At 70.1% G+C, this 22,003-nt stretch carries 22 protein-coding genes; 13 read left to right on the plus strand and 9 right to left on the minus strand.

The features are described from left to right. Window positions 1-18 precede the first annotated feature (18 nt). From G339_RS0130020 to G339_RS38280, 6 genes are all read right to left on the minus strand, one after another. Window positions 19-1,140 carry a hypothetical protein gene (locus tag G339_RS0130020; protein WP_019634768.1) on the minus strand — a complete coding sequence of 374 codons (1,122 nt, stop codon included), beginning with the start codon at window positions 1,138-1,140 and terminating at the stop codon, window positions 19-21. A gap of 68 nt (window positions 1,141-1,208) precedes the next feature. After that, window positions 1,209-1,481, minus strand: a complete 273-nt coding sequence (locus tag G339_RS0130025) for a helix-turn-helix domain-containing protein (protein WP_019634769.1) — start codon at window positions 1,479-1,481, stop codon at window positions 1,209-1,211. After that, a complete protein-coding gene (locus G339_RS0130030) occupies window positions 1,478-2,197 on the minus strand; it encodes a hypothetical protein (protein ID WP_019634770.1) in 720 nt (239 codons plus the stop codon). The genes G339_RS0130025 and G339_RS0130030 overlap by 4 nt, the downstream gene beginning before the upstream one ends. Before the next feature lie 8 nt (window positions 2,198-2,205). Further along, window positions 2,206-4,104, minus strand: a complete 1,899-nt coding sequence (locus G339_RS39195) for a hypothetical protein (RefSeq protein WP_157408093.1) — start codon at window positions 4,102-4,104, stop codon at window positions 2,206-2,208. A gap of 179 nt (window positions 4,105-4,283) precedes the next feature. Beyond that, entirely contained in the window at window positions 4,284-5,066 is a 783-nt protein-coding gene (locus G339_RS35815) for a hypothetical protein (protein ID WP_019634771.1), read from the minus strand. A gap of 2 nt (window positions 5,067-5,068) precedes the next feature. Beyond that, complete coding sequence (locus G339_RS38280; protein ID WP_169514802.1) at window positions 5,069-5,731, minus strand: Crp/Fnr family transcriptional regulator; 663 nt, start codon at window positions 5,729-5,731, stop codon at window positions 5,069-5,071. Between the two features lie 733 nt (window positions 5,732-6,464). Between G339_RS38280 and G339_RS0130040 the strand changes: the two genes are divergently transcribed. The 10 genes from G339_RS0130040 to mgrA all read left to right on the plus strand — a co-directional run bounded on the left by G339_RS0130040 (window position 6,465) and on the right by mgrA (window position 15,878). Beyond that, complete coding sequence (locus tag G339_RS0130040; protein ID WP_019634772.1) at window positions 6,465-6,665, plus strand: ferredoxin; 201 nt, start codon at window positions 6,465-6,467, stop codon at window positions 6,663-6,665. Window position 6,666: 1 nt separating this feature from the next. Further along, on the plus strand, window positions 6,667-7,926 hold the full coding sequence (locus G339_RS0130045) for a cytochrome P450 (RefSeq protein WP_019634773.1): 1,260 nt from the start codon (window positions 6,667-6,669) through the stop codon (window positions 7,924-7,926). A gap of 69 nt (window positions 7,927-7,995) precedes the next feature. Continuing rightward, entirely contained in the window at window positions 7,996-8,466 is a 471-nt protein-coding gene (locus G339_RS0130050) for an SRPBCC family protein (RefSeq protein WP_019634774.1), read from the plus strand. A gap of 114 nt (window positions 8,467-8,580) precedes the next feature. After that, window positions 8,581-9,801: an amidohydrolase family protein gene (locus G339_RS35820; protein ID WP_019634775.1), complete on the plus strand. Its 1,221-nt coding sequence runs from the start codon at window positions 8,581-8,583 to the stop codon at window positions 9,799-9,801. Between the two features lie 12 nt (window positions 9,802-9,813). Then, window positions 9,814-11,217, plus strand: a complete 1,404-nt coding sequence (locus G339_RS35825; protein WP_019634776.1) for an FAD-binding oxidoreductase — start codon at window positions 9,814-9,816, stop codon at window positions 11,215-11,217. A 23-nt stretch (window positions 11,218-11,240) separates the two neighbouring features. Beyond that, window positions 11,241-12,263: an ABC transporter substrate-binding protein gene (locus G339_RS0130065; RefSeq protein WP_019634777.1), complete on the plus strand. Its 1,023-nt coding sequence runs from the start codon at window positions 11,241-11,243 to the stop codon at window positions 12,261-12,263. Further along, complete coding sequence (locus tag G339_RS0130070; protein WP_019634778.1) at window positions 12,260-13,030, plus strand: ABC transporter permease; 771 nt, start codon at window positions 12,260-12,262, stop codon at window positions 13,028-13,030. The genes G339_RS0130065 and G339_RS0130070 overlap by 4 nt, the downstream gene beginning before the upstream one ends. Beyond that, entirely contained in the window at window positions 13,027-13,788 is a 762-nt protein-coding gene (locus G339_RS0130075) for an ABC transporter permease (RefSeq protein ID WP_019634779.1), read from the plus strand. Before G339_RS0130070 ends, G339_RS0130075 begins: the two co-directional genes overlap by 4 nt. Window positions 13,789-13,795: 7 nt before the next feature. Then, complete coding sequence (locus tag G339_RS35830) at window positions 13,796-14,785, plus strand: LacI family DNA-binding transcriptional regulator (protein WP_019634780.1); 990 nt, start codon at window positions 13,796-13,798, stop codon at window positions 14,783-14,785. 64 nt (window positions 14,786-14,849) lie between these two features. Further along, window positions 14,850-15,878: an L-glyceraldehyde 3-phosphate reductase gene (gene mgrA, locus G339_RS0130085; protein ID WP_019634781.1), complete on the plus strand. Its 1,029-nt coding sequence runs from the start codon at window positions 14,850-14,852 to the stop codon at window positions 15,876-15,878. Between the two features lie 10 nt (window positions 15,879-15,888). Here mgrA and G339_RS0130090 read toward each other — a convergent pair whose 3' ends face one another. Further along, entirely contained in the window at window positions 15,889-16,701 is an 813-nt protein-coding gene (locus tag G339_RS0130090; protein ID WP_051108003.1) for an SDR family NAD(P)-dependent oxidoreductase, read from the minus strand. Between the two features lie 82 nt (window positions 16,702-16,783). On the opposite strand from G339_RS0130090, the gene G339_RS0130095 reads away from it, so the two are divergent. Both G339_RS0130095 and G339_RS0130100 read left to right on the plus strand, forming a co-directional pair. Then, window positions 16,784-17,665: a LysR family transcriptional regulator gene (locus G339_RS0130095; RefSeq protein WP_019634783.1), complete on the plus strand. Its 882-nt coding sequence runs from the start codon at window positions 16,784-16,786 to the stop codon at window positions 17,663-17,665. Between the two features lie 85 nt (window positions 17,666-17,750). Beyond that, complete coding sequence (locus tag G339_RS0130100; RefSeq protein ID WP_019634784.1) at window positions 17,751-18,551, plus strand: hypothetical protein; 801 nt, start codon at window positions 17,751-17,753, stop codon at window positions 18,549-18,551. Between the two features lie 128 nt (window positions 18,552-18,679). Here G339_RS0130100 and G339_RS0130105 read toward each other — a convergent pair whose 3' ends face one another. Further along, the gene (locus G339_RS0130105; RefSeq protein WP_019634785.1) at window positions 18,680-20,206 is read right to left on the minus strand and encodes a DEAD/DEAH box helicase; all 1,527 of its coding nucleotides are present in this window, start codon (window positions 20,204-20,206) and stop codon (window positions 18,680-18,682) included. A 248-nt stretch (window positions 20,207-20,454) separates the two neighbouring features. Next, window positions 20,455-20,658 carry a cold-shock protein gene (locus G339_RS0130110; RefSeq protein ID WP_019634786.1) on the minus strand — a complete coding sequence of 68 codons (204 nt, stop codon included), beginning with the start codon at window positions 20,656-20,658 and terminating at the stop codon, window positions 20,455-20,457. Between the two features lie 248 nt (window positions 20,659-20,906). Between G339_RS0130110 and mftR the strand changes: the two genes are divergently transcribed. Further along, window positions 20,907-21,584 (plus strand): mycofactocin system transcriptional regulator, encoded by a 678-nt coding sequence (gene mftR / locus G339_RS35835; RefSeq protein ID WP_240489938.1) that lies wholly within the window; start codon window positions 20,907-20,909, stop codon window positions 21,582-21,584. The last annotated feature ends 419 nt before the right edge of the window (window positions 21,585-22,003 follow it).

Consider the following 22,003-nt stretch of genomic DNA (forward strand, 5'->3'; position numbering starts at 1 on the left):
GCCGACGTGACTGACGTATTACTGAAGCGCGCGGGCCATCTCAGCCCACTCGTTGACGCAAAGGAAAACATCATCCAGCCGCTTCAGCGAGGTCGAGATCCGCACGGCACGCTTCCGAAGCTGACGGCTCAGTCCCTTGACCCCATCCATCACCTCGTTCATCGTACTGAGGTCGCCCGCCATGCCGGATGTGGATGACGCGTCCAAGCCGACGAGCTGCCGGAGCAGATCATCGACCCCGTCCGGCCGGTCGTCCTCGGGCAACTCCGCGACGAACGCGAGGATGTTGCGAATGCTTCCGTCGATGTCCTTCATCCGCTCGGAGAGACGTGCGGTCGCCGTATCGAGAGCATCGACAGGGCCATCGATCGCCCGCGAAAACTCCGAGAACGCAACGAGGTAGTCCTTGGGAGGGGCTCCTCTCCGGTTCAGCCGGTCGATCGAAGGAACCGACTCCTCCGTAACGTCGCCCAACGCGATGATGGCCTTCGTTACATCGTCGAAGTCCTGCGAAACCATCACGAGTTCCGTCTCGAGGAAAGCCGTTGCCTCGACCAGGCCAGGTTCCTCGGGATCGTCCGGCGTCGCCGCCCCTGTCACCAAGGTCTCCGACCCCCCACCATTCTCCATGATCCGTGCAGGGGTCAGCACCTCGAATCCGTCTTTAAGACCAGCTTCCAGCGCAGCTTCGAGTTCTTTACGGGCCCGGACGAGACCCGCCGGCGTCCGTTCAAACCTGATCGTCCTGATGTTGGCGACATCGAACGGAAGCTTCTTGTGGTCTCCGATTTGGATCGTCGGCTTACCCGTCGCGTGCCGCATGCCCAGTTCGTACATGACGTTGGCGTTTCCGCCCCCGAGGTCCGCGATAACAATGTCCGCATCCCGGACAAGGCGGCAGATCTGCTCCGTGATCTCGCCAGATCCGGGGAGCTCGTCGGCGCGCCACAGCGCAATATCGTACTTCTTACAGGCTGCCGCCGTGACGCTTTCGTAGATTTCGAGCGCTTCCTCATACTTCTCCCTTTCGGGCGTGTCAGGTGCGGCGAGACGGTCCCCGATCGGACCGATTGCGAAACACGTCCACGACCGGTTCTTCCCCTGCGGCACGACCACGGCGGATGGCGAAACGACGGTCATACGATCTCCTCATGTTTGATGGCGAGCTGGATTTCTGTGTCCAGTCCGCATGCCATAAGCCAGTACCATCAGTCATGCTGGACGTCGAGAGCGAGCTGAATCCCAGATTGCACGTAATCAAGATCGATCGGGAATTCCTCGATCCCCAGAACGTTCATGAGCGCGAGTGTCGGAACCCGGTACTTCCGGCCTGCTCGGATGACTTCACAGGGGAAACGATCCTCGCGGACCATTCGGTAGGCGGTTTGTACATGGATGTCGAGCGCTCTGGCCGCCGTCCGCATGCTCACAGCCAGCGGTAGGGCGAAGACCTCGGCAAACGTGAGTGGAGCGCTGGTCATCGGGCGGCTCCGATACGACGAATAGACAGCCTGCCGACAGCGCGGCCCTCATAAAGCCGTCGCGCCCGGTAAACGATCTCCTCGAGTCCGAAGTCCCGCGCGATCATCCCGACGAGTTCCCCTTCTGCCTGCTTGCGGTTCTTGATGCGTATCGGAGCACGAAGCCCTCGCGACGCGGGCGGCGGGTTGATCTCCAGCTCCCAGCCATCGTCGTTATTCACGAGCTGATCTTTCATCGCGAACGCGGCCATGTCACGGAAGGCGAACTCACGGTTTCCGCGGCGAAACTCCCGCCAAGTTCGGCGCGAGGCGGCGCGAAGAAGCTTCTCCCCCGCGTCGTGATCGGTCGGATCACTCCGCGACAGTTCATCGACGAAGCATGCAACCATTTCAGCCTCAGCCTCCTCGACCTCAACATGCAGCCGGGAGACGATGAACGCTACGGCACGGCGGATCCATGGTTCACCCAGCCATAGCACGAAATAATTCGCCAGGTCACAGTCCGGCTGTCGGGATAGGGCAGCGCCGATGGCCGCGCGCCAGACCAGATGGCGCAACGGTGCCGACGGGCCGTCTCCGCGGACTTCCGCGCGCGCCTCATCCGGCTCCAGATGGCGCGCGCCACCTCCCTCATCGATCCATACGCCGGGGTGTGTCTGAGCGATTCGCGCGCCTATCTGCTGGAAGAGCATGCTGCGCGTGCCGATATAGTTCATGACTTTCCTTACTCATGTGAGCCGAGTGAACGCATGAATCGTCGAATGTTCGGGTGCGGATCCTCCTCCACTGCGAAAAGTAGCGCATCGATGGTCTCGAGCCGGGATTGATCGCCAATGGCCGAACGACGCCAACGTCGCACAACATCGAGCAGCCGACCATTCTCACGTGCCCGGATGGCCAGCGTGATGACATCCGCGATAATTTCAAACGTGTCCGAGTCATTACTGCAATATTCGAACCATGATGATTCCTGCAGCAATAGACGAGGGACTATGCGAGCGATGTACATTGACTCCGCACCGTCCGACCGAGGCCAAGAAACGAGCTGTTCCAGATACGCGGATCGGTCACCGTGCAGGAAGACGGCCAGCATTGCCTCATCAACTGCACGATCCACCGCGATGTTCGGGTAAATCTCCGACGCGACTATCAGTCGGCGTAGGATGGGGAGCGCGAGTCGCACGGGCGCAGCACCTGTCTGTGAACCGCAGGCAAGCGCAACTGTGTGGCGATACGCGATGCGGTTCGATGAGGCCCAGAGGTTCAACAGTCCGATCGCGTCGCGCGCCGTCTCAGGATTCGGCAGCAGCGTCCGCAGTGCCGCTGAGGCAACGGCGCACGGTGTACTCCCGTCCACCACTGCGCAGGCCCTGACATCGCGCAGCATCCCGGTTCCCGGCTTCGATGCCGCCGACTGAGCAAGCGCCCAGCCCGCTCGCTCCGCCAGCCAGTCGTCGTCGACGCCGTGCAGCCACCGCGCCATCGCCCGGTCGATGCCAGCCTTGCGCCAGACGTACCGCAAAATTGCCAATGTCCACATCGGGCGCGCGAACAGCACGCGTGTGGAAGGCGCCTGGCCCGGACTATGAATGACCTCTTTTCGAAGCCCGAAATGTTCGTAGAACTCCAGGCGAATCGACTCGTCGATGTTGCCTGAGACAGAGTTCCGCGACTTTTTGATCTCATCAAACAGTCGTTCCGCCAGAGTACTGATGACATGTTCGCCCTCACCAGAAAATGCTGCTGCGGCTACAATGTATCCGAGTTCGCGAGCATTAAGCACAACCGAATCAAATCGGTCGGAAATATCCGCTTCGGCCATTGCAGTCAGTTCGCCAAGAACATAACTGGCCGGGTCGGCGGACAAAGTTCCCGACTCCCGAAAGGACACCAGGATCTCCAGAACCTCCAGCGCAGCACCGGGAGTAGACCCTGGAGCCAGCAAATTATCCAAGAACCCTGCAGGAAGCTCGTCAATGAAACGATCTGCTTCGGCGCGATCCCCCAAACGGACTGCGCAGTGCGCGCGGAGGACCGACACTCCGGAGGGTGGCATGCAGCGAATCGGCGTGAACTTTGATGAGTTCGAGCGCTTGACCGCAAGTTCGTCTTTCAGGGGGAGCACGACAACAAGCAGCCCTCCAGCCTTCTTGAGTTCCCCGGCCAAAAAATCCAACGCAAGCGGTTCCATAACCATGCCGCCCAACGTTCCCTCTGCGAGAAAACCCCGGACTCCATGCCGGCTGGGCCGCCATGACCGAAAATTGAAGTCACCCAGTAGGTGGTGGACTTCGCCACCGTCGACGTGGTCATGAAGAAGTTTGAGCGCGACGGTTCTGACACCCGCCCCTTTCCTATCGACCAGCATCACCACACCAGATTCGGCCACCCGGGTCATCTTCTTGAAATTTTCCGGGGGAACGAACGTTTGAGAAGCATTTCGAAGAATCTCCGGCGATAGATAACGAACGTACTCGTCCGTCGTCTGACGCCGATCTTGAGCCGATCGCCGACTTAGGGCGGAGTACATCTCTTGGTCGTGACCGACGTTTCCTGTATTCAAATTTCCAGTGAAGTTTTCGATGTAAAAATCACCAGCTGACCAGGACATATCGCCCATCACGACTCAAAATCCTCTCGTTGTTGGATGCGGCACCGGATGGGAGACCAAAGCCGATCGCCGGTGGTCAACCCCGCTCGGCGTCCGACGCCGCATGTGATCGAGTTTCCGATCGGAGCGGCCGAGAGACCGCCCCTTCGGTGCAGTACGTCAGTGACCTATATCACTCAGTTTCCGTGTAATCAGCAGTGGAAGGATCCCGATTGGTTCCCGCCGATGACGCCCGTGTTGACGTTCCCGACTGTCCCCCTGCCCACGACATGGACGCACGGACGGTTCGAGGCCTCTTCCTCCCTCGTCCCCACCTCCGCCTTGCGCTCCGCCAGCGCAGCGACCCCGGCGGCGAGGAGGTTCCCTGAGGGCACTGGAACGTAGATCCATGCAGATTGTTCAAACCGCTTGTCCTCGACCGTTGCAGTAACATGGACGAAACGGTCCGGATGCAACGCCCGACCACTGCGGACGACGTCGGTGAAACACCGATCGGACATGATCGCGGCTACACGGGTCACCTCTGAGCTCTGGCCGGCGAGAACCTGCTTCAGCACGCGGGCGTTCAGCAGTCGATGCGTCTCGTTACGTGCGGTTCCGGTCCCGTCACTCAGACCGCCGATCGCCGGAAGCGGCCCGGCGTTGAGACTGACCCGCAGCCGGAGAGGCCCTCCGGACGACGGCTCGGACGCCATGAGGACCTCTTGGAGCTCGTCGAGCCACCGGCCGACAACTTCGGGAATTCGGCGGTAGTCGAATCCGAACGCGTATCCGTCACCTCGGTGGGCGGGGAAAAGGCGATTTTTCCAGACGTCGCCCAGTCCCACACCTTGGAACGAAGTAGCCAGCGCTCCGACGAGGAACTCGGCGGCCTGACCCTGGGCGATATCCGACCGCTCGCTGAAGCGCTCCGCATCAACCGCGACAATGCCGAGGTAATCGACAGGCACATGCTCCGCGCACTCATTCTCCATATCTACTGCCTCCGTTCCGAAACACGCACGCTTCGGGCCATCTCCCGAAGCCGCGAACTATCTTGTATCTCGATTTGTGCATGCGACGCGCGGACACCAACACTGCCCATTTCCACAAGTAGGCGCGAAATCCTGTTTCTTCCTATCCCCAGATAACGCGCGAGATCCGCGCGCGAGGAATGCAGGATCACCGTTCGTGGACTGCCCGGCGTGTCTGCGATCCGCCGGTCAAGAAGAGTGGTGAACGCGTAGGCAAGACGCGCGATGGAGGGATCTAACCCACGAACGGTGCGCGACTCATCTACGCGTTTACGGATGTCTCGCTCCACACCGACGCGCAGGTTGCTCGCCTGCAGTACGTCGAGGTAAACACTCCCCGGAACAAGTGCGACCCGGCTGCGTACCTGCGCCTCTACCGTCGCAGTTCGAACTTTTCCGTCGAGTACAGCGGTCCGGCCGACTAGATCGCGTTCACTGCGGAAAGCCAGCACGTCCTGAGACCCGTTGATAGTGGCTCGCCAGATCTTGACCTGCCCTTTTAGGACGATGCCAACAAGCGTTCCGTGATCACCTTCCCGAAACAGCACCTCCCCCGACCTCAGATTTCGAGTTCGAGATCGTTCAAGGAGCCTGGTGAAGACCGAGAATTCCGGTGAGGAGTTCATGAATGAATCATGTACCGGAGCACGTTGAAGCGCCATCGACCAGCCAGGAAACGCACGCTTACCAAGCGTTCACGTGAATAGATCGCCCGTAGCTAGTTATAGATAGAAATCAACGGGAACACCCTGGTTTCAAACCAATCCAGGCACTAGGATTCGCGCATAGATTCGGTACAAAGGCGAAAATAACGACATAATACTTATACAGGTCGCCCATGAGTAGTTGTACAGACAGCGTGTAGTACTACCCATCGCTATGCACGAGGGCACGCCGGCCGACAGACCTTCCGTCACTCGACGGGCCGGGACGGGCACGTAGCCGACGCGCCTAGCGGTGACGCTCCGCAGTTGCTTGATGCGCGGTTGTGAGCATCTGGCCAAGTGTCCGCGAGGCGATACAGCACGTGAGCACGAGCGGATATCCCGGTGACTCTCTGTCGTCGGCAGTCAAGTTCCAGAGTTGATTGACTGATGCATCGCTACTAGTGGCATGCGGACTGCCCACGGTTAAGCAAGTGTGTGGGACTCCGTCGCGATTTCCGATGTGCGTTGGCGGCCGTAAATCGGGTTGGTACATGTCCGTAATTAGGCCATCAGGTGGGGTGGCTCGGGTTTCGGCCCGTGTGGGTTTCTGGTCTCATTCGTGCGGTCTTGACGTGGGAAATGTGCGGCCCTTGAATCTTGATCACGACCGGTGATCGGATGCGCCGCGCGGGCGGCGCGGAGGGGGAACGCCATGAGAGTGCGTCTTGATCCGGGGCTCTGCCAGGGACACGGCCGCTGCTACGAGCTCGCGCCCGACGTGTTCGGTGAGGACGACGAGGGTTATGGCACGGTCCTCGGTGACGGCGTCGTGCCGCCGGGGGCGGAGCAGGGCGCGAAGAGGGCCGTGGCCAACTGCCCCGAGCGGGCCATCGCTTTCGAGGCGGAGGGCTGACGTGGGCGACGAGCGTTTCGCGGACGACTATCGGCGAAAGCGCCCGCCCGGCGCGCACAGCGAGGTCGTCACCGGGCCGGTCAGCGATTGGGCCACCGACTTCTCGCATCTCGATCCCGAGTGGGCGGCGGACCCTTATCCGATCCAGGACGAGCTGCGGCAGCGCTGCCCCGTCGCGCATACCGAGCGGTTCGGCGGGGCCTGGCTGCCGACGCGTTATGAGGACGTCGCGGCCGTCGCCTACGACACCGACACGTTCACGTCGCGGGCGATCGTCATGAGCAACTTCCGGCCGTCGCCGGATCTGGCGCCGATCGGTCCGACGCCGCCCATCTCGTCCGATCCGCCTTTCCATCACGACGCGCGCAAGCTGCTGCTCCCCGCTTTCACGCGGTCGGCGGTCGCGCGGCTCGAGGACGCGACGCGCGCCTACTGCCACACGCTCATCGACGAGTTCGAGGGGCGCGGCGACGTCGATGCGGCGCGCGACTACGCCCAGCACATTCCCGTCCGGGTCATCGCGGACATGCTCGGGTTCCCGCCGGAGGACGGCCCGCGTTTCCGAGAGTTCGTGGAAACCGTGCTGGAGGGCGTCAATCTTCCCCCGGCCGAACGCCTCGCGAAGATGGACAAGCTGTTCGACTACCTGCTCCAGCAGATCCACGACCATCTGGAGAATCCGCGCGACGACCTCACGACGTACCTGCTGAACGCGGAACTGTACGGCAGCAAACTCGCCCCGGCGCACGTCTCCGGAACGATGGCGCTGCTGCTGATCGCGGGCATCGACACGACGTGGAGCGCGATCGGCGCGTCCCTCTGGCATTTGGCCGGGACGCCGCGCGACCGCGAACGCCTCGTCGCCGAACCGAGCCTGATCCCCACCGCCGTCGAGGAGTTCCTGCGGGCGTACGCGCCGGTGACGATGGCGCGGCTCGTCCGCGAGGACACGCGCTGGCGCGGCGTGGACCTGCGCGCCGACGACTGGGTGCTGCTGTCGTTCCCCGCCGCCAACCGCGACCCGGCGCAGTTCGACCGGGCGGACGAGGTCGTCATCGACCGCGAGGTCAACCGGCACGCCGCGTTCGGCCTGGGCATCCACCGCTGCGTGGGGTCGCATCTGGCGCGGATGGAGATGCGCGTCGCGCTGGAGGTCTGGCTGGAGCGCGTCCCGTCGTTCGAGCTGGCCGATCCGGCGGCGGTGACGTGGTCGGGCGGCCAGGTGCGGGGCCCGCGGACGCTACCGGTGCGAATCGGCTGACGCGCCGTTGACCGGCTCCGCGCCGCCTTGATGTAATCAGTGCTCACATCAAGCCGGGATGAGGTGCCCATGCGTCCGAGCCGACCCCTCGCCACGGGCCGCGTCGCCATCGACGCGGCCCCGTCCGCCGCCTACGCGGTCGTCAGCGACCCGCCGCTCATGGCGTCCTTCGCCGAGGAGGCGTTCCGCGCCGAATGGCTCGGCGGCATTCCCGGACCCGCCGTCGGCGCGCGTTTCCGCGGCCACAACCGCAACGGCCGCCGCCGCTGGTCGACGGTCTGCACCGTCACCCACGCCGAGCCCGGCCGCCGCTTCGGCTACGACGTCGACACCGCGTTCGGCCTGCCGATCTCCCACTGGCGCTACGACGTGGAACCCGCCGGCGACGGCTGCGTCGTCACCGAACGGGTCTGGCTCCGCGTCCCCCTCTGGTTCATCCCGCTCGCGATGCTCATCACGGGCGTCGTCAACCGCCCCGGCGCGAACAAACGCAACATCGCGACGACGCTGGACCGCCTCAAGACCCACCTGGAGAGCTAGCGCGCTTCCCCCGCGGGCGGGGAAGCAACATGGTTTTTACGTCGCGGAAATGTCGCAGGGGCAGGATTCCGAGCAGGTTGCTTAATCGATTAAGCACAGCTCAGGAGGTTGCCCATGACCGTGGTGTTCGCGGGCGGGCTGTTCGTTCCCGTCCAGGACGGCGCCGAGCCGTTCGACGGTCATCTCGTGGTCGGGGACGACGGGCGGGTCGTCGCGGCGGGGCCGGGCGCGCCACCGCCCGGCGGCGGCGAGGTCGTCGACCTCGGCGGGCGGATCGTCGTCCCCGGGTTCGTGTCCGCGCACTCGCATCTGTGGCAGTCGGTGCATCGCGGGGTCGCGGACGGGTGCGGGACGTACGCGTGGATCGACCGCCTCCACAAGCGGCGCGGCCCCGCGATGACCGAGGAGACCATGTACGCCGCGACGCTGCACGGCGGCGCGGACCTGCTGCGGCACGGCGTCACGACCGTCTGCAACCACACGCACGACTTCGGGCGCGGCGCGGACGGGCAGTGGCGCGCGGTGTTCGACCTGCCGCAGCGCACCGTGTACGCGTTCAGCTCGACCCGCTGGGCGACCGCCGCCGAGCGGACCGAGGGGATACGGCGCTTCCGCGAGCTGACCGAGGGCGTCGACGACCCGCGCGTCCTCGGGTACGCCGTCAACACGACGGGCGTGCTGGACCCGGCCGAGATGCGCAAGGAGTCGGCGCTGCTGCGCGAGTACGGGTTCGCGCAGCACGCCCACTACCTGGAGGACCCGTCGGCCGCGGACCGGCAGCGCGCCGAGTGGCCGCTGCTGCTCGACGGCGACCGCGTCGGCCCGGACGCGGTGTTCGCGCACTTCGTCCACACGACCGACGAGATCGTGCGGACGGCCGGGCGGCTCGGCGCGGCGATGGCGTGGAACCCGCTGTCCAACGGGCGGCTCGGGTCGGGCGTGCCGGACGTCGCCGCGTGCCGCGCGGCCGGGATGCGCGTCGGCCTCGGCCTGGACGGGCAGGCCAGCGCGGACGTCGCCGACCCCTTCCAGAACATGCGCACCGGCCTGTACCTGCTGCGCGCCGCCGCCCGGGACGCGGCGGCGATGAGCGCCCGGGAGGTCCTGCGCGCCCACACACTCGGGGCGGCCGAGGTGCTGGGCGTCCAGGCCGACGTCGGCAGCCTCGAACCCGGCAAGTACGCCGACTTCGCGGTGCTCGACCCGGAGCGGCCGAGCACCGGCCCCGTCGGCGAGGACGTGTACGCGCACACCGTCCTCGCGCTGTCCGCCGCCAACATCAGCGCGGTCCACGTCGGCGGCGTCCGCGTCGCGACCGGGCCGCTCGGTTCCTGACCAGGGAGAAGCATGCACGCCATCGACGCCCTCTGCGACCGCCTCGGCGGGATCGAGCACTCGCGCGACCCCCGGCGGCTGCGCGCGGGCAGCCGCGACCGGTTCGCGCAGAGCCCCGTCCTGCGGGACCTGCTGCACGGCCGCACCGCCGACGTGATCATCGCGCCGCGCACCAAGGACGAGCTGCGCGCCGCCGTCGCGGCGTGCGCGCGGCACCGCGTGCCGATCACGGTGCGCGGCGCGGGCAGCGGCCAGTTCGGGCAGGGCGTGCCGCTGAGCGGCGGCGCGGTCGTGGACGTCACCGGGGTGGCCGGGGTCGTCGGCTGGACGGGCGCGGGCGTCCCGACGGGCGTCCGCGCGCTCGCAGGCACGGTCGTCGCCGACATCGACGCCGCGACGCGCCCGGACGGCTGGGAGCTGCGCATGCACCCGTCCACGGCGCGGCAGGCGACGGTCGGCGGCTACATCGCGGGCGGCCACGCCGGGATCGGGAGCTGCCAGTGGGGCATCCTGCGCGACACCGGCAACATCACCGCGCTGGAGGTGATGACGGTCGAGGAGGAGCCGCGCCTGGTCGAGCTGACGGGCCGCGACGTCAACACCGTCCACCACGCCTACGGCGCGAACGGGATCATCACCGAGGTCGAGCTGCCGGTCGCGCCCGCGTGGGAGTGGACGGAGCTGGTCGTGTCGTTCCCCGACTTCGCGCGGGCCGCGCGGTTCTCGGTGGACGTCTGCACCAGCGACGGCGTGCTGAAGAAGGTCGTGTCGCCGCACGCGCACCCGCTGCCGAGGTACTTCCCCGACCTCGCGCCGTTCGTCCCGGACGGGCACGCGATGGTGCTGCTGCTGGCGGCGGCGCAGTCGCTGCCGAACGTCGAGGACCTGGTCCACGAGAACGGCGGCGAGATCCGCTACCGGTGCCGCGAGGGCGAGGGCGTGTACGGGGCTCCGCTGTACGAGTTCACGTGGGGCCACTCGATGATGCACTACCAGCGCGTGGACCGTTCCCTCATCGGGCTGCTCGCGCTGTACCCGCACGACGGCCTCCACGAGTCGATCATGCGCGTCCACCACGACTTCGCCGACCTCGGGCCGCTGCACCTGGAGATGAAGCGGATCGACGGCGGCCTGTCCGCGCAGGGCTCCCCCGTCTTCTCCTACCAGGGGCGCGCGCACCTCGCCGAGACCACCGCGCGCCTGCAGGACGCGGGCCTCGCCATCGCCAACACCCACACCCCCGTCCTCAGCGCGAGCGGGATGAAGCCGTGGGGCGGGAAGGAGGCCGCGTTCAAGCGCGAGTTCGACCCGTACGGCCTGCTCGCCCAGGGCAAGGCCGACGCGTCGGCGCCCGCGGACGTGTCCGAGTCCACGGCCCTGCCGAACTCCGGCTGGTCCTACCGCCTCAGCCGCTAGACCCCCCGAAAGGACCCATCGTCATGCACTCACGCCGCGACTTCCTCCGTCTCGCCGGACTCGGCGGCGCGGCCGTCGCCGGGGCCGGGCTCCTGTCCGCCTGCGGCGGCGGGTCCGGCGGCTCCGGCCGCGGCCGGGCCATGCAGCTCGGCTGGATCAAGAACGCCCAGTTCGCCGGCGAGTACTTCGCGCTGGAGAAGGGCTACTACGGCGATCTCGGCGTCACGCTCGTCGCGGGCGGCGCGGCGGGCACCAGCGCCGAGGCCGCCCTGGACACCGGGAAGGCGTGGGTGGGGACGAGCACCCCGCAGAACGCCGCGCCCGCGATCAGGAAGGGCGTGCCGGTGGTGATCGTCGGCGCGGTGCTCGCGACGAGCCCGATGTGCATCGTCTCGCCCGCCGCCGAGCCGCTGGACGCGCCGAAGGACCTCGTCGGGAAGAAGGTCGGCGTCGCCGACCACAACGTGCCGGTGGTCACGGCGCTGCTCAAGGCCAACGGCGTCGACCCGGGGTCGGTGACGATCGTGCCGGTGCAGTTCGACCCGACGCCGCTGGCGTCCGGGCAGGTGGACGCGTGGTCGGGGTTCATCACCAACGAACCGGTCTCGCTGCGGATGAAGGGCTTCGAGACGCACTCGTTCATGTACGCCGACCACGGGCTGCGGATGTGCGCGCAGACGTTCGTCGTCGCCCGCGACACGCTGAAGAAGGAGCGCGACGCCGTCAAGGCGTACCTCACCGCCGAGATCAAGGGCTGGAAGGACGCCCTCGCGGACCCGGCGGGCGGCGCGCGGCTCGCCGTCGCCAAGTACGGCGCGGACCAGCACCTCGACCAGGCGCAGCAGACCGCGCTGCTCAAGGCGACCGTCCCGCTCGTCGCGACCGCCGAGACCAAGCGGAACGGCCTGTTCACCCTGTCGGACGCGCTGATGAACGACACCGTCGCGGCGCTGCGGCGCAGCGGCACCGACATCGGCGTCGAGGAGCTGTTCGACCCGTCCCCGCTCCGCGAGATCTACGCGGCCGACGCCGCGTTGAAGTCGTGACGGCCCGGCGCGTCGGCGGCGCCGCCGGGGTCCTCGCGCTCGTCGCCGCGTGGTGGATCGCCGCCGTGACCGTGTTCCGCTCGACCGGGACGGTGCCGAGCCCCTGGACGGTCCTGGCGTCCGTCCGGCACGACGGCTGGGCGCTGTACGGCCCGAACCTCGGCGTCACGGCGGCGGGCGCGGCGAAGGGGTTCCTGTGGGGCAACGGCACGGCCGTCGCGCTCGCGCTGCTCGTCGCGCTGCTGCCCCGGCTCGAACCGCTCGCCACGCAGCTCGCCGTGCTCAGCTACTGCACACCGCTGCTGGCGCTCGGCCCGATCGTGCTCGTGGTGTTCGGCGGGCGCACCCCGACGGTGTTCCTGGCCGCCGTGTCGGTGTTCTTCACCTCGATGGTCGGGACGCTCGCCGGGCTGCGGTCCGCCGACCGGGCCGGGCTCGACCTCGTCACCGCGTGCGGCGGCGGGCGCTGGCAGCGGCTCGTCCGCGTCCAGGCGATCGCGGCGCTGCCCGGCGTCGTCGGCGCGCTGAAGATCGCCGCCCCGGCGGCGGTGCTCGGCGCGATCCTCGGCGAGTACCTGGGCGGCGTGGACAGCGGCGTCGGCGTCGCGCTCACCGCCGCGCAGGCCGCCTACGACGTCCCGCGCACCTGGGGGATGGCGCTCGCGGCGGGCGCGCTGGCGGGCGCCGGGTACCTGCTGGCCGCGCTGCTCGGCCGCGCCACCGACCGCCTGCTGTACGGGCCGCGCCGGCGGGAGGCCGCCGCGTGACCGCCGTGCTGCGCTTCCTCGGGTCCACGCTGCTCGCCGCGGTGCTCGTCGTCGTGCTGTGGACGGCGTTCCTGCTGGCGTTCCCGCAGATCGGGCCGCGCGTCGGCAAGACGCCGCTCGACGTGTGGACGTACCTGTCGGTCGCCGAGAATCGCGGCCCCGTCCTGTCCGGGCTCGGGACGACGCTCGCCGACGCCGCGACCGGCTTCGCCGCCGGGATGTGCGCCGCGCTCGCCGCCGCCGCGCTGTCGCTGCTGTGGCGCGGGTTCGCGCACACCGCCGTGCCCGTCGCGACGCTGCTGCGGTCGATCCCGCTCGTCACGATGACGCCGCTGGTCGTGCTCGTCGTCGGGCGCGGCACCGCGGCCGTCGCCGTCATGGGCGGGCTCGTGGTGTTCTTCCCGGCGTTCGTCGTCGTCACCGCCGCGCTGCGGGACGCGCCCGCGCAGGCGCTCGACCTGGTCCGCGCCTACGGCGGCGGGCGCGGGACCGCGCTGCGCAGGGTCGCGCTGCCGTGGGCCGTGCCCGCGCTGTTCGCGGCGGCGCGGATCTCGGTGCCGGGCGCGCTCGTCGGCGCGCTCATCGCCGAGTGGCTCGGCACCGGGAAGGGGCTCGGCTCCGCCATGATCAGGGCGATCCCGCTGTACGACTACGATCGGCTCTGGGCCTCGATCGTCGCGGTGACCGCCGCGTCGATCCTGGTGTACGCGCTCGTCGGGGCGCTGGAACGCCTCGTCGCCGACCGCCTCGGCCAGTGAGGGAGCCATGACCGGCAAGCCGACGATGCGGGACGTCGCCCGCGCCGCCGGGGTCTCCGCCGCGAGCGTGTCGCTCGCGCTCAACAACAAGGGGCGGCTCGACGCGGCCACCCGCGACCGCATCATCGCCGCCGCCGAACGCCTCGGCTACCAGGTCCACCGGGAGGCGCGGGCGCTGCGCACCGGCCGGACGATGAGCCTCGGCCTCATCACCTCGCTCCCCGCCGACCAGGCCGGGGACCTCGACAGCCGCCTCGACTGGTACACCCGGACGGCGTTCGCGGCGGCGGGCGCGTCGCTGCGCGAGGGGTACGCGCTCGTGCTCGTCCCGCCCGACGACCAGCGCGGCCGGGCGCGGTCGCTGGCCGTGGACGGCGCGCTGCTCATCGACCCCGACCCCGGCGACGGGCTGCTGGACGACCTGCGGGCGCGCGGCCTGCCGACGGTGGTGCTCGGCGGGGCCGACCCCGGCGTCGCGTCCGCGTCGCTGGACCGGCGCGCGGCCGTCGCGCTGGCGATGTCGCACCTTCTCGCGGCGGGCGCGCGCGTCCCCGCGCTGCTCGTGGACGGCAGCGGGCGGCAGACCGCCGCCGGAACCCGCGACGCGTACCTGGACTGGTGCCGCGACGCCGGGCTGGAACCGCTCGTCGCGACCGCCGACCTCGCCGCGCCGGGCGGGCGGACCCGCGCCGGGCAGCGCGCGTTCGGGGACCTGCTCGCGGCGCGGCCCGACGTGGACGGGGTGTACGCCCCGCTGGACTCGCTCGCGGCGGGCGTCCTCGCGGCGGCGCGCGAGCGGGGCGTCGCGGTCCCCGGCGCCCTGCGCGTCGTCACCGCGGACGGGCCGGTGGCCCGGCACGCCGACCCGCCGCTGACCGCGATCGACACGCGCCGCGAGGAGCAGGCCGTCGCGGCGGTCCGGATGCTGATCAGCGAGCTGCGGACGGGCGTCCGCGCGCCGAGCGAGGTGTTCACGCCCGCGCTCGTCGTCCGCTGACGGGGCGCGGCACCCGCGCGCGTTGCGTACGGTGAAAGGCGGTTTCGCGAAGAAAGGGACGATCATGGTTCACGTCGCCGCCGACGACCGGTACGACCGGCTGCCCTACCACCGGTGCGGGCGCAGCGGGCTGCGGCTGCCCGCGATCTCGCTCGGGCTGTGGCACAACTTCGGCGACGACCGGCCGCTGGAGACGCAGCGGGCGATCCTGCGGCGCGCGTTCGACCTCGGCGTCACGCACTTCGACCTGGCCGACAACTACGGGCCGCCGCCGGGTTCGGCGGAGAAGAACTTCGGCCGGATCTTCCGGGAGGACTTCGCCGCGTACCGGGACGAGATCGTCCTGTCCACGAAGGCCGGGTACGACATGTGGCCCGGCCCGTACGGCGAGTGGGGCTCGCGCAAGCACCTGCTCTCCGGTTTGGATCGTTCCCTTCAGCGGATGGGCGTCGAGTACGTCGACATCTTCTACAGCCACCGCTTCGACCCCGACACCCCGCTCGAAGAGACGATGGGCGCGCTCGACCACGCCGTCCGCTCCGGCAAGGCGCTGTACGCGGGCATCTCGTCGTACTCGCCGGAGAACACCGTCCGCGCCGCCGCGATCCTGCGGGAGATGGGCACGCCGCTGCTCATCCACCAGCCGTCGTACTCGATGCTGAACCGCTGGATCGAGCAGGACCTGCTGGACGTCCTGGACCGCGCGGGCGTCGGCTGCATCCCCTTCTCCCCGCTCGCGCAGGGGATGCTCACCGACAAGTACCTGGACGGCGTCCCCGCCGGATCGCGCGCCGCGCAGGGCAAGTCGCTGTCGCCCGACTGGCTGACGGACGAGACGCTGGCGCACGTCCGCGCCCTCGACGGCATCGCCCGCGAGCGCGGCCAGAGCCTCGCGCAGCTCGCCATCGCGTGGGCGCTGCGCGACCGCCGGGTCACGTCGGTGCTGATCGGCGCGAGCAGCGTCGCGCAGCTGGAGGAGAGCCTGGCCGCCGCGACCGCGCCCCCGCTCACCGGCGACGAGCTGGCCGCGATCGACCGGCACGCCGTCGAGGCGGGCGTCAACATCTGGGCGCGGTCCAGCGAGGCGCGCTGAGCCGGACGCGTCAGTCGAAGTCCGTCCCGCGCGCCACGTCCTCCCAGGCCAGCAGCTCGCGGCGGACGGAGTCGGCGTGCGCGGTCAGGGCGTCCACGGCGTCGTTGCCGAGCGGGAGCCGCAGCGGCGTGTCGCCGTCGAGGGCCGCGAGGATCGCGGCGGCGGCCTTGGCGGGGTCGCCGGGCTGGCGCCCGTCGGCCGCCAGCGCGGTCGCGCGCGCCTTCCCGACGGTGCCGGCGTACGGGTCGGTCTCGGCGGCCTGCGCGAGGCGGTCGCCGAACAGGCCGGTGCGGAACGCGCCCGGCTCGACGATCAGCACGCCGATCCCGTGCGGGGCGACCTCCTCGGCCAGCGCCTCCGACAGGCCCTCCAGCGCGGCCTTCGTCGCGGAGTACGGGCCGACGCCCGCGAAGGAGAGCTGCCCGCCCATGCTGCTCATCTGCACGATCGTCCCCGAGCCGCGCTCGCGCATGTGCGGCAGGACCGCGCGGACGAGCGCGGCCGGGCCGAAGAAGTGCAGGTCCATCAGCGCGCGCAGCTCGGCGTCGGTGGTCTCCTCGACCGCGCCGAACAGGGCGCGACCCGCGTTGTTCACGAGCACGTCGATCCGGCCGTGCCGGTCCAGGGTCTCGGCGACGGCGGAGGTGATCCGCGCCTGTTCGGTGACGTCGAGGCGGACGGTGGACACGCCCGGCATGTCGTCCAGCGCCGCCGGATCGCGGACCGCCGCGACGACCGTGTCGCCCCGGTCCAGCACGGCCTGCGCCAGCGCGCGCCCGAAGCCCGACGAAGCCCCCGTGATCAACCAGACTCGTTCGTTCATGCCCTCGGTTATCGCGGGTCGGCGGGGGCGGCGTCCAAGACAGAGATCCGTCATGTCGATCAATGCCGCTTATCATCCCTGCATGGAGCTACGTCAGCTTCGCTACCTCATCGCGATCGACGAGGACGGCAACCTGGGCCGCGCCGCCGAGCGCCTGTTCGTCAGCCAGCCCGCCCTGTCGTACGCGCTCAGGAACCTGGAGGGCGAACTCGGCGTCCGCCTGTTCGACCGGCACTCCGGCGGCGTCACCGCGACGGCGGCGGGCCGCGACGTGGTCGCCGCCGCGCGCCGCGCCGTCCGCCAGGCCGACCTGGTCGCGGCGGTCGCCGACCGGCACCGGCACGGCGCGGCGGGCGTCCTGCGGCTCGGCTTCGAGGCGACCGGGGCGGGCGAGCTGACGGCCCGCGCCCGCGCGGAGTTCGCGCGGCGCCATCCGGCGGTGCGGGTGCGGCCCAAGCGGTTCGACTGGGGCGGCGAGGCGGACGCGCTGCGCGAGGGGCGCATCGACGTCGCGTTCGTGTGGCTGCCCGCCGACCTCACCGGCCTGCGCGCCGAGGTCGTCCACACCGAGCCGCGCGTCGTGGGCCTGCCCGTCGGGCACCGGCTCGCGGGCCGCGAGGGCGTGGCGCTCGCCGACGTCGGCGACGAGCCGCTGCTGTGGACCGAGCGCGCGCCCCGGGCGTGGGTGGACTGGTGGGCCGTCAACCCCCGGCCGGACGGCCGCGAACCCCGCTGGGGGCCGACGAACGACAACGTCGAGGAGATGCTGGAGCAGGTCGCGGACGGTGTCGCGATCTGCTTCGCGCCCGCGAGCATGGCGCGGTACTACACCCGTCCCGACCTCGTCTGGGCGCCGCTGGTGGACGCCGAGCCGCTGCGCGTCGCGCTGGCGTGGCCGGACGGCGCGGACGGCCCGCTGGTGCGCGGCTTCGCCGACGTCGTCCGCGACCTGACCGCAGGGTGACGCGCGTCTGGGAGCGCGCACCCGTTCACCGCGGCCGTGCAGATCACCGTCACGGTGACGGTGACATTCCCGTAGATTCGCCGCCATGTGCGTTTCGACGGCGGCGGCCGAGTTCAGCGGGACGATCCTGTACGGCGGACGCCGGCGGCACCCCGTACACGGATTGATCGAGGTCGTCGGCTACCAGAACACGGCCGTCAACCTGCACACCGGCCCGAACGCGATGCTGCTGCACCTGCCCGCCCGCGCGCTGACGCCCGGGCAGTTCGTCCCCGTGGGGCGGCACGGCGACGTGCTGACCCGCATGGTGGACGCGGTGCGCCCGGTCCCGGCGGGCGGCATCGACTGGATGGGCTCCGACGAGCCGTCGCGCGTCCAGGTCTTCGAGCACGACGTCTACACCGTCCTGCTCGCCGACGACCCGACGCTGATCCCCGCCGCGCTGCACCGCGTCCCGCCGCGCCGCCGCCCGCCGCTGCGCACGGATCTGCTGGAGTTCTACGCCGACGCGTATCCGGGCCACGTCATGGCCGTGTGCTGCTTCGACAACGCCGACGCGCGCCGCGCCAAGCCGCTGCTGCTCTGGTACGAGCCGACCGACCCGGACCGCATCGTCCTGCCCGCGCTCGACTGCCACACCGGTGCGCCGCCCGACCTCGACCGGCCCGTCCCCACCGACCACTGGATCCTGTTCGGGCTGGACGACGCGGGCGACGACTGGGGCGAGCCGGTCGAGTACCCCGGCGCGCTCCGGCACGAGCTGCGCGAATTCCTGCCCCGCGCGGTGCTCGGCACGGAATTCACCGCACCGCTCCCGAACGGCGACTTCGCCGTCGCGGTGGACGACCTGCGCGCGGGCCGCCTGAACGTCGAACGCGTGCGCTGAGCCGTTCCCGAAACCGGTCGCTCCGCGCGCCGCAACACAGGGCGATCCGGCCGGGAAGCTCGCCTTCGGCTCGCTTCACCGGCCGGTCAACGCACTCGCGCCGCGGCTGAGGTCCGTCGAAACAGACGTCAGCTGTTGAGCGGGGACGCGCCGCGGCGGGCGGAGCGCGCCCGGCCCGCGCCGCCGCGCGTGCCCCGGCTCCGGCCCGTGCTGCGACTCGCGCCGCGACCCGTGTTGCGATCCGTGCTGCGGCCCGTGTTCAGATCCGTGCTGCGATCCGCGCCGCCGCGCGGGGCCGCCGCGCGGCGCTCGCGCGCGGGGGCGGCCGCGGGCGCGGCGACGGCCGCGACCGGCGTGCCGGACGGGACGCGCGCGCCCGTGATCCGGGCCAGGTCGTCGCCGCCCGGCACCACCGCGGTGACGCTCGGCGCGATGCCGGCCGTCTCCATCAGCCGCGTCGTCTCGCGCCGCTGCTCGGGGAGCACCAGCGTGACGACCGTGCCCGTCCGCCCGGCGCGGGCCGTCCGGCCGCCCCGGTGCAGGTAGTCCTTGTGGTCGGCGGGCGGGTCCACGTTCACGACGAGGTCGAGGTCGTCGATGTGGATGCCGCGCGCGGCGACGTTCGTGGCGACGAGCACCGGAACGGTCCCGGACTTGAACCCGTCCAGCGCCCGGTTGCGCTGCGACTGCGACTTGCCGCCGTGCAGCGCGACCGCCTGGACGCCGCGCGCCGCGAACCGGCGGACGAGCCGGTCGGCGGCGTGCTTCATCCCGACGAACATGATCACCTGCCCGTCGCGGGCGGCGATGTGCGCGAGGGTGTCCTGCTTGTCGGCCTCGTCCACCAGCAGGAGGTGGTGGTCCATCGTGACCACCGCGCCCGCCGACGGGTCGACGGAGTGGCTCACCGGGTCGCTGAGGAACCGGCGCACCAGCTTGTCGATGTTGCGGTCGAGCGTCGCGGAGAACAGCATCCGCTGGCCGCCGGGCGCGACCTGGTCGAGCAGCCGGGTGACCTGCGGCAGGAAGCCCATGTCGGTCATCTGGTCGGCCTCGTCCAGCACCGCGATCTCGACGCCGCGCAGGTCGCAGTCGCCCCGGTCGACCAGGTCCGCGAGGCGGCCCGGCGTCGCGACCAGGACCTCGGCGCCGCGCCGCAGCGCGGCGGCCTGCTTGGTCAGCGACAGCCCGCCCACGGCCGTCGCCAGCCGCAGCCGGACGCCCGCCGCGTACGGGGCGAGCGAGTCCGTCACCTGCTGCGCCAGCTCGCGCGTCGGGACGAGCACCAGCGCGAGCGGGCGGCGCGGCTCGGCGCGGCGGCCCGCCGTGCGGGCGAGGACGGCCAGCCCGAACGCGAGCGTCTTGCCGGAGCCGGTGCGGCCCCGCGCGAGGACGTCCCGGCCCGCGAGGGCGTCGGGCAGCGTCGAGGACTGGATCGGGAACGGCTCGGTCACGCCCTGCTCGGCGAGGACCGTCAGCAGCGCCTTCGGCAGCGGCAGCTCCGCGAAGGACGCGGCCGGGGGCAGGCCCGGCGTCGTGCCGGTCGGCGCGGTGAACTCGGTGTCGGGGCGGCGCGGTCCGGTGCCGCCGGAGCGGGGCCGGCCGCCGCGGCCGCGCGCGGTGGAGCGTCGGGTGGAACGGGGGTCACGGGTCATGGTCGACCTTCCTGAGAGGGGCGCGTCGCCAGGAAGATCGCCCGTGGAGGGCGGAACATCCGCAAGGAACGAGCCCGGTGGCCGGCGGGCGGCGGGACGCCGCGTGCCGTGCCGGGGAGCGGCCGTGGTCGGCCGGGGAAGCCGCGCGGAGCGAGGGTCCGCGGTGCGGCGGGCGGTTCCGCGGCCCGGGGCCGGGAAACCGCGCGCGGCGGCACGAACGCTCGTGCCGCCGCGCGGGAGGGTCCTGGTCAGGCCGGGACGATGTTCTCGGCCTGGAGGCCCTTCTGGCCCTGGGTCACGTCGAAGGAGACCTTCTGGCCCTCCTGCAGCTCGCGGAAGCCCTGGGCGGCGATGTTGGAGAAGTGGGCGAAGACGTCGGCGCCGCCGTCGTCCTGGGCGATGAAGCCGAAGCCCTTTTCGGAGTTGAACCACTTCACGGTGCCAGTAGCCATGTTTCATTCCCCCTGTGGGTCGGGTCTCGTCCCGCACCGTGCGGGACCGAGGACGCCGCGATGGCCCACCCGGAATGAACCAGGACAACAAAAAAACGCCTGACGTACTGACGGCAGGCGCACACAATGTTTATGGGAACCGCAACTCTCCGTAGCTTAGCCGACGTCCGCGGCCGCGTCAAACGACGCCCCGATCCGCCCGTCCGCCGGGCCGGGCGGGCGGAGCGCGGGCGTGAAACGCTGGCCCCGTGAGTCCGGACGCCGAAACCACGCCCCGGCGCGCGATGGGCAGGCCGCGCGCGACGTCGCGGCCCGAGCTGGAACGGCTCGCGTTCGAGCTGTTCGCCGCGCGCGGCTTCGACGAGACGACCGTGGACGACATCGCCGCCGCGGCGGGCATCGGCCGCCGGACGTTCTTCCGCTACGTGCCGTCCAAGAACGACCTGGTCTGGGGCGATTTCGAGAAGCAGTTGGCCGGCCTGCGCCGCCTCCTGGCCGAGGCCGACCCGGCCGAGCCCCTGATGGCCGTGCTCCACCGCGCCGTCCTGGAACTCAACCGCTTCGACCCGCGGACGACCGCCGAGTACCGCCGCCGCATGCAGCTCATCCTCGCCGCCCCGACCCTGCGGGCGGACGCGACCCTCCGCTACGAGGCGTGGCGGGCGGTGGTGGCGGAATTCACGTCCCACCGGACCGGCCACCCGCGGGACGCCCTGCTCCCCCGCCTGGTGGCCAACGTCCTCCTGTCCGCCGCCCTGACGTCGTACGAGCAGTGGCTCTCCCACGAAGAGGGCCCCACGCTGGAGGAACTGCTCGACACGGCCCTGACCCATGCGGCGACGGGGTTAGCCAGAGCCCTGGCGGACGAGACCAGCACGAGAACACGCGGCGAGCCGCGCGGCGCAGCGGACGAAGAACCCTCGTAGACAAGAACGAAAATCCCTCGTAGACGAAGACCGAAAAACCCTCGTAGACGAGGAACGAAGAACCCTCGGGGACGACCAAACCCGTCGCGGGGGAGCCCCGAAGCGAAGCGAAGCGAGCGAGGGCGCCCCCGCGAACGAGCAGCAACCGAAGGGGGTCACCGGCGGGCGCACGGCCGCGAGCCGCCAGGCGAGCGGCCGGGCGCGCGCAGCGCGAAGGGCCGCACCGCAGCGGAGCGCCAGCGGAGCGAGGATGCGGCGCTTCGCGCCGCGGGGGGCGTGGGGGGTCGCCCCCCCACAAGCAAAAGGGCGCATACTGGAGGTGATGAGACCCTCACGAGGCGCCGCGCGCCGCCACCTGCCCACCAGTCCCTTCAGCCCGCCGCCGCCGGCTCCGCCGGCGAAGGAGTTCGCGGTCGACG

Source organism: Actinomadura atramentaria DSM 43919, assembly GCF_000381885.1.
GTDB classification, from domain to species: Bacteria; Actinomycetota; Actinomycetes; order Streptosporangiales; family Streptosporangiaceae; genus Spirillospora; species Spirillospora atramentaria.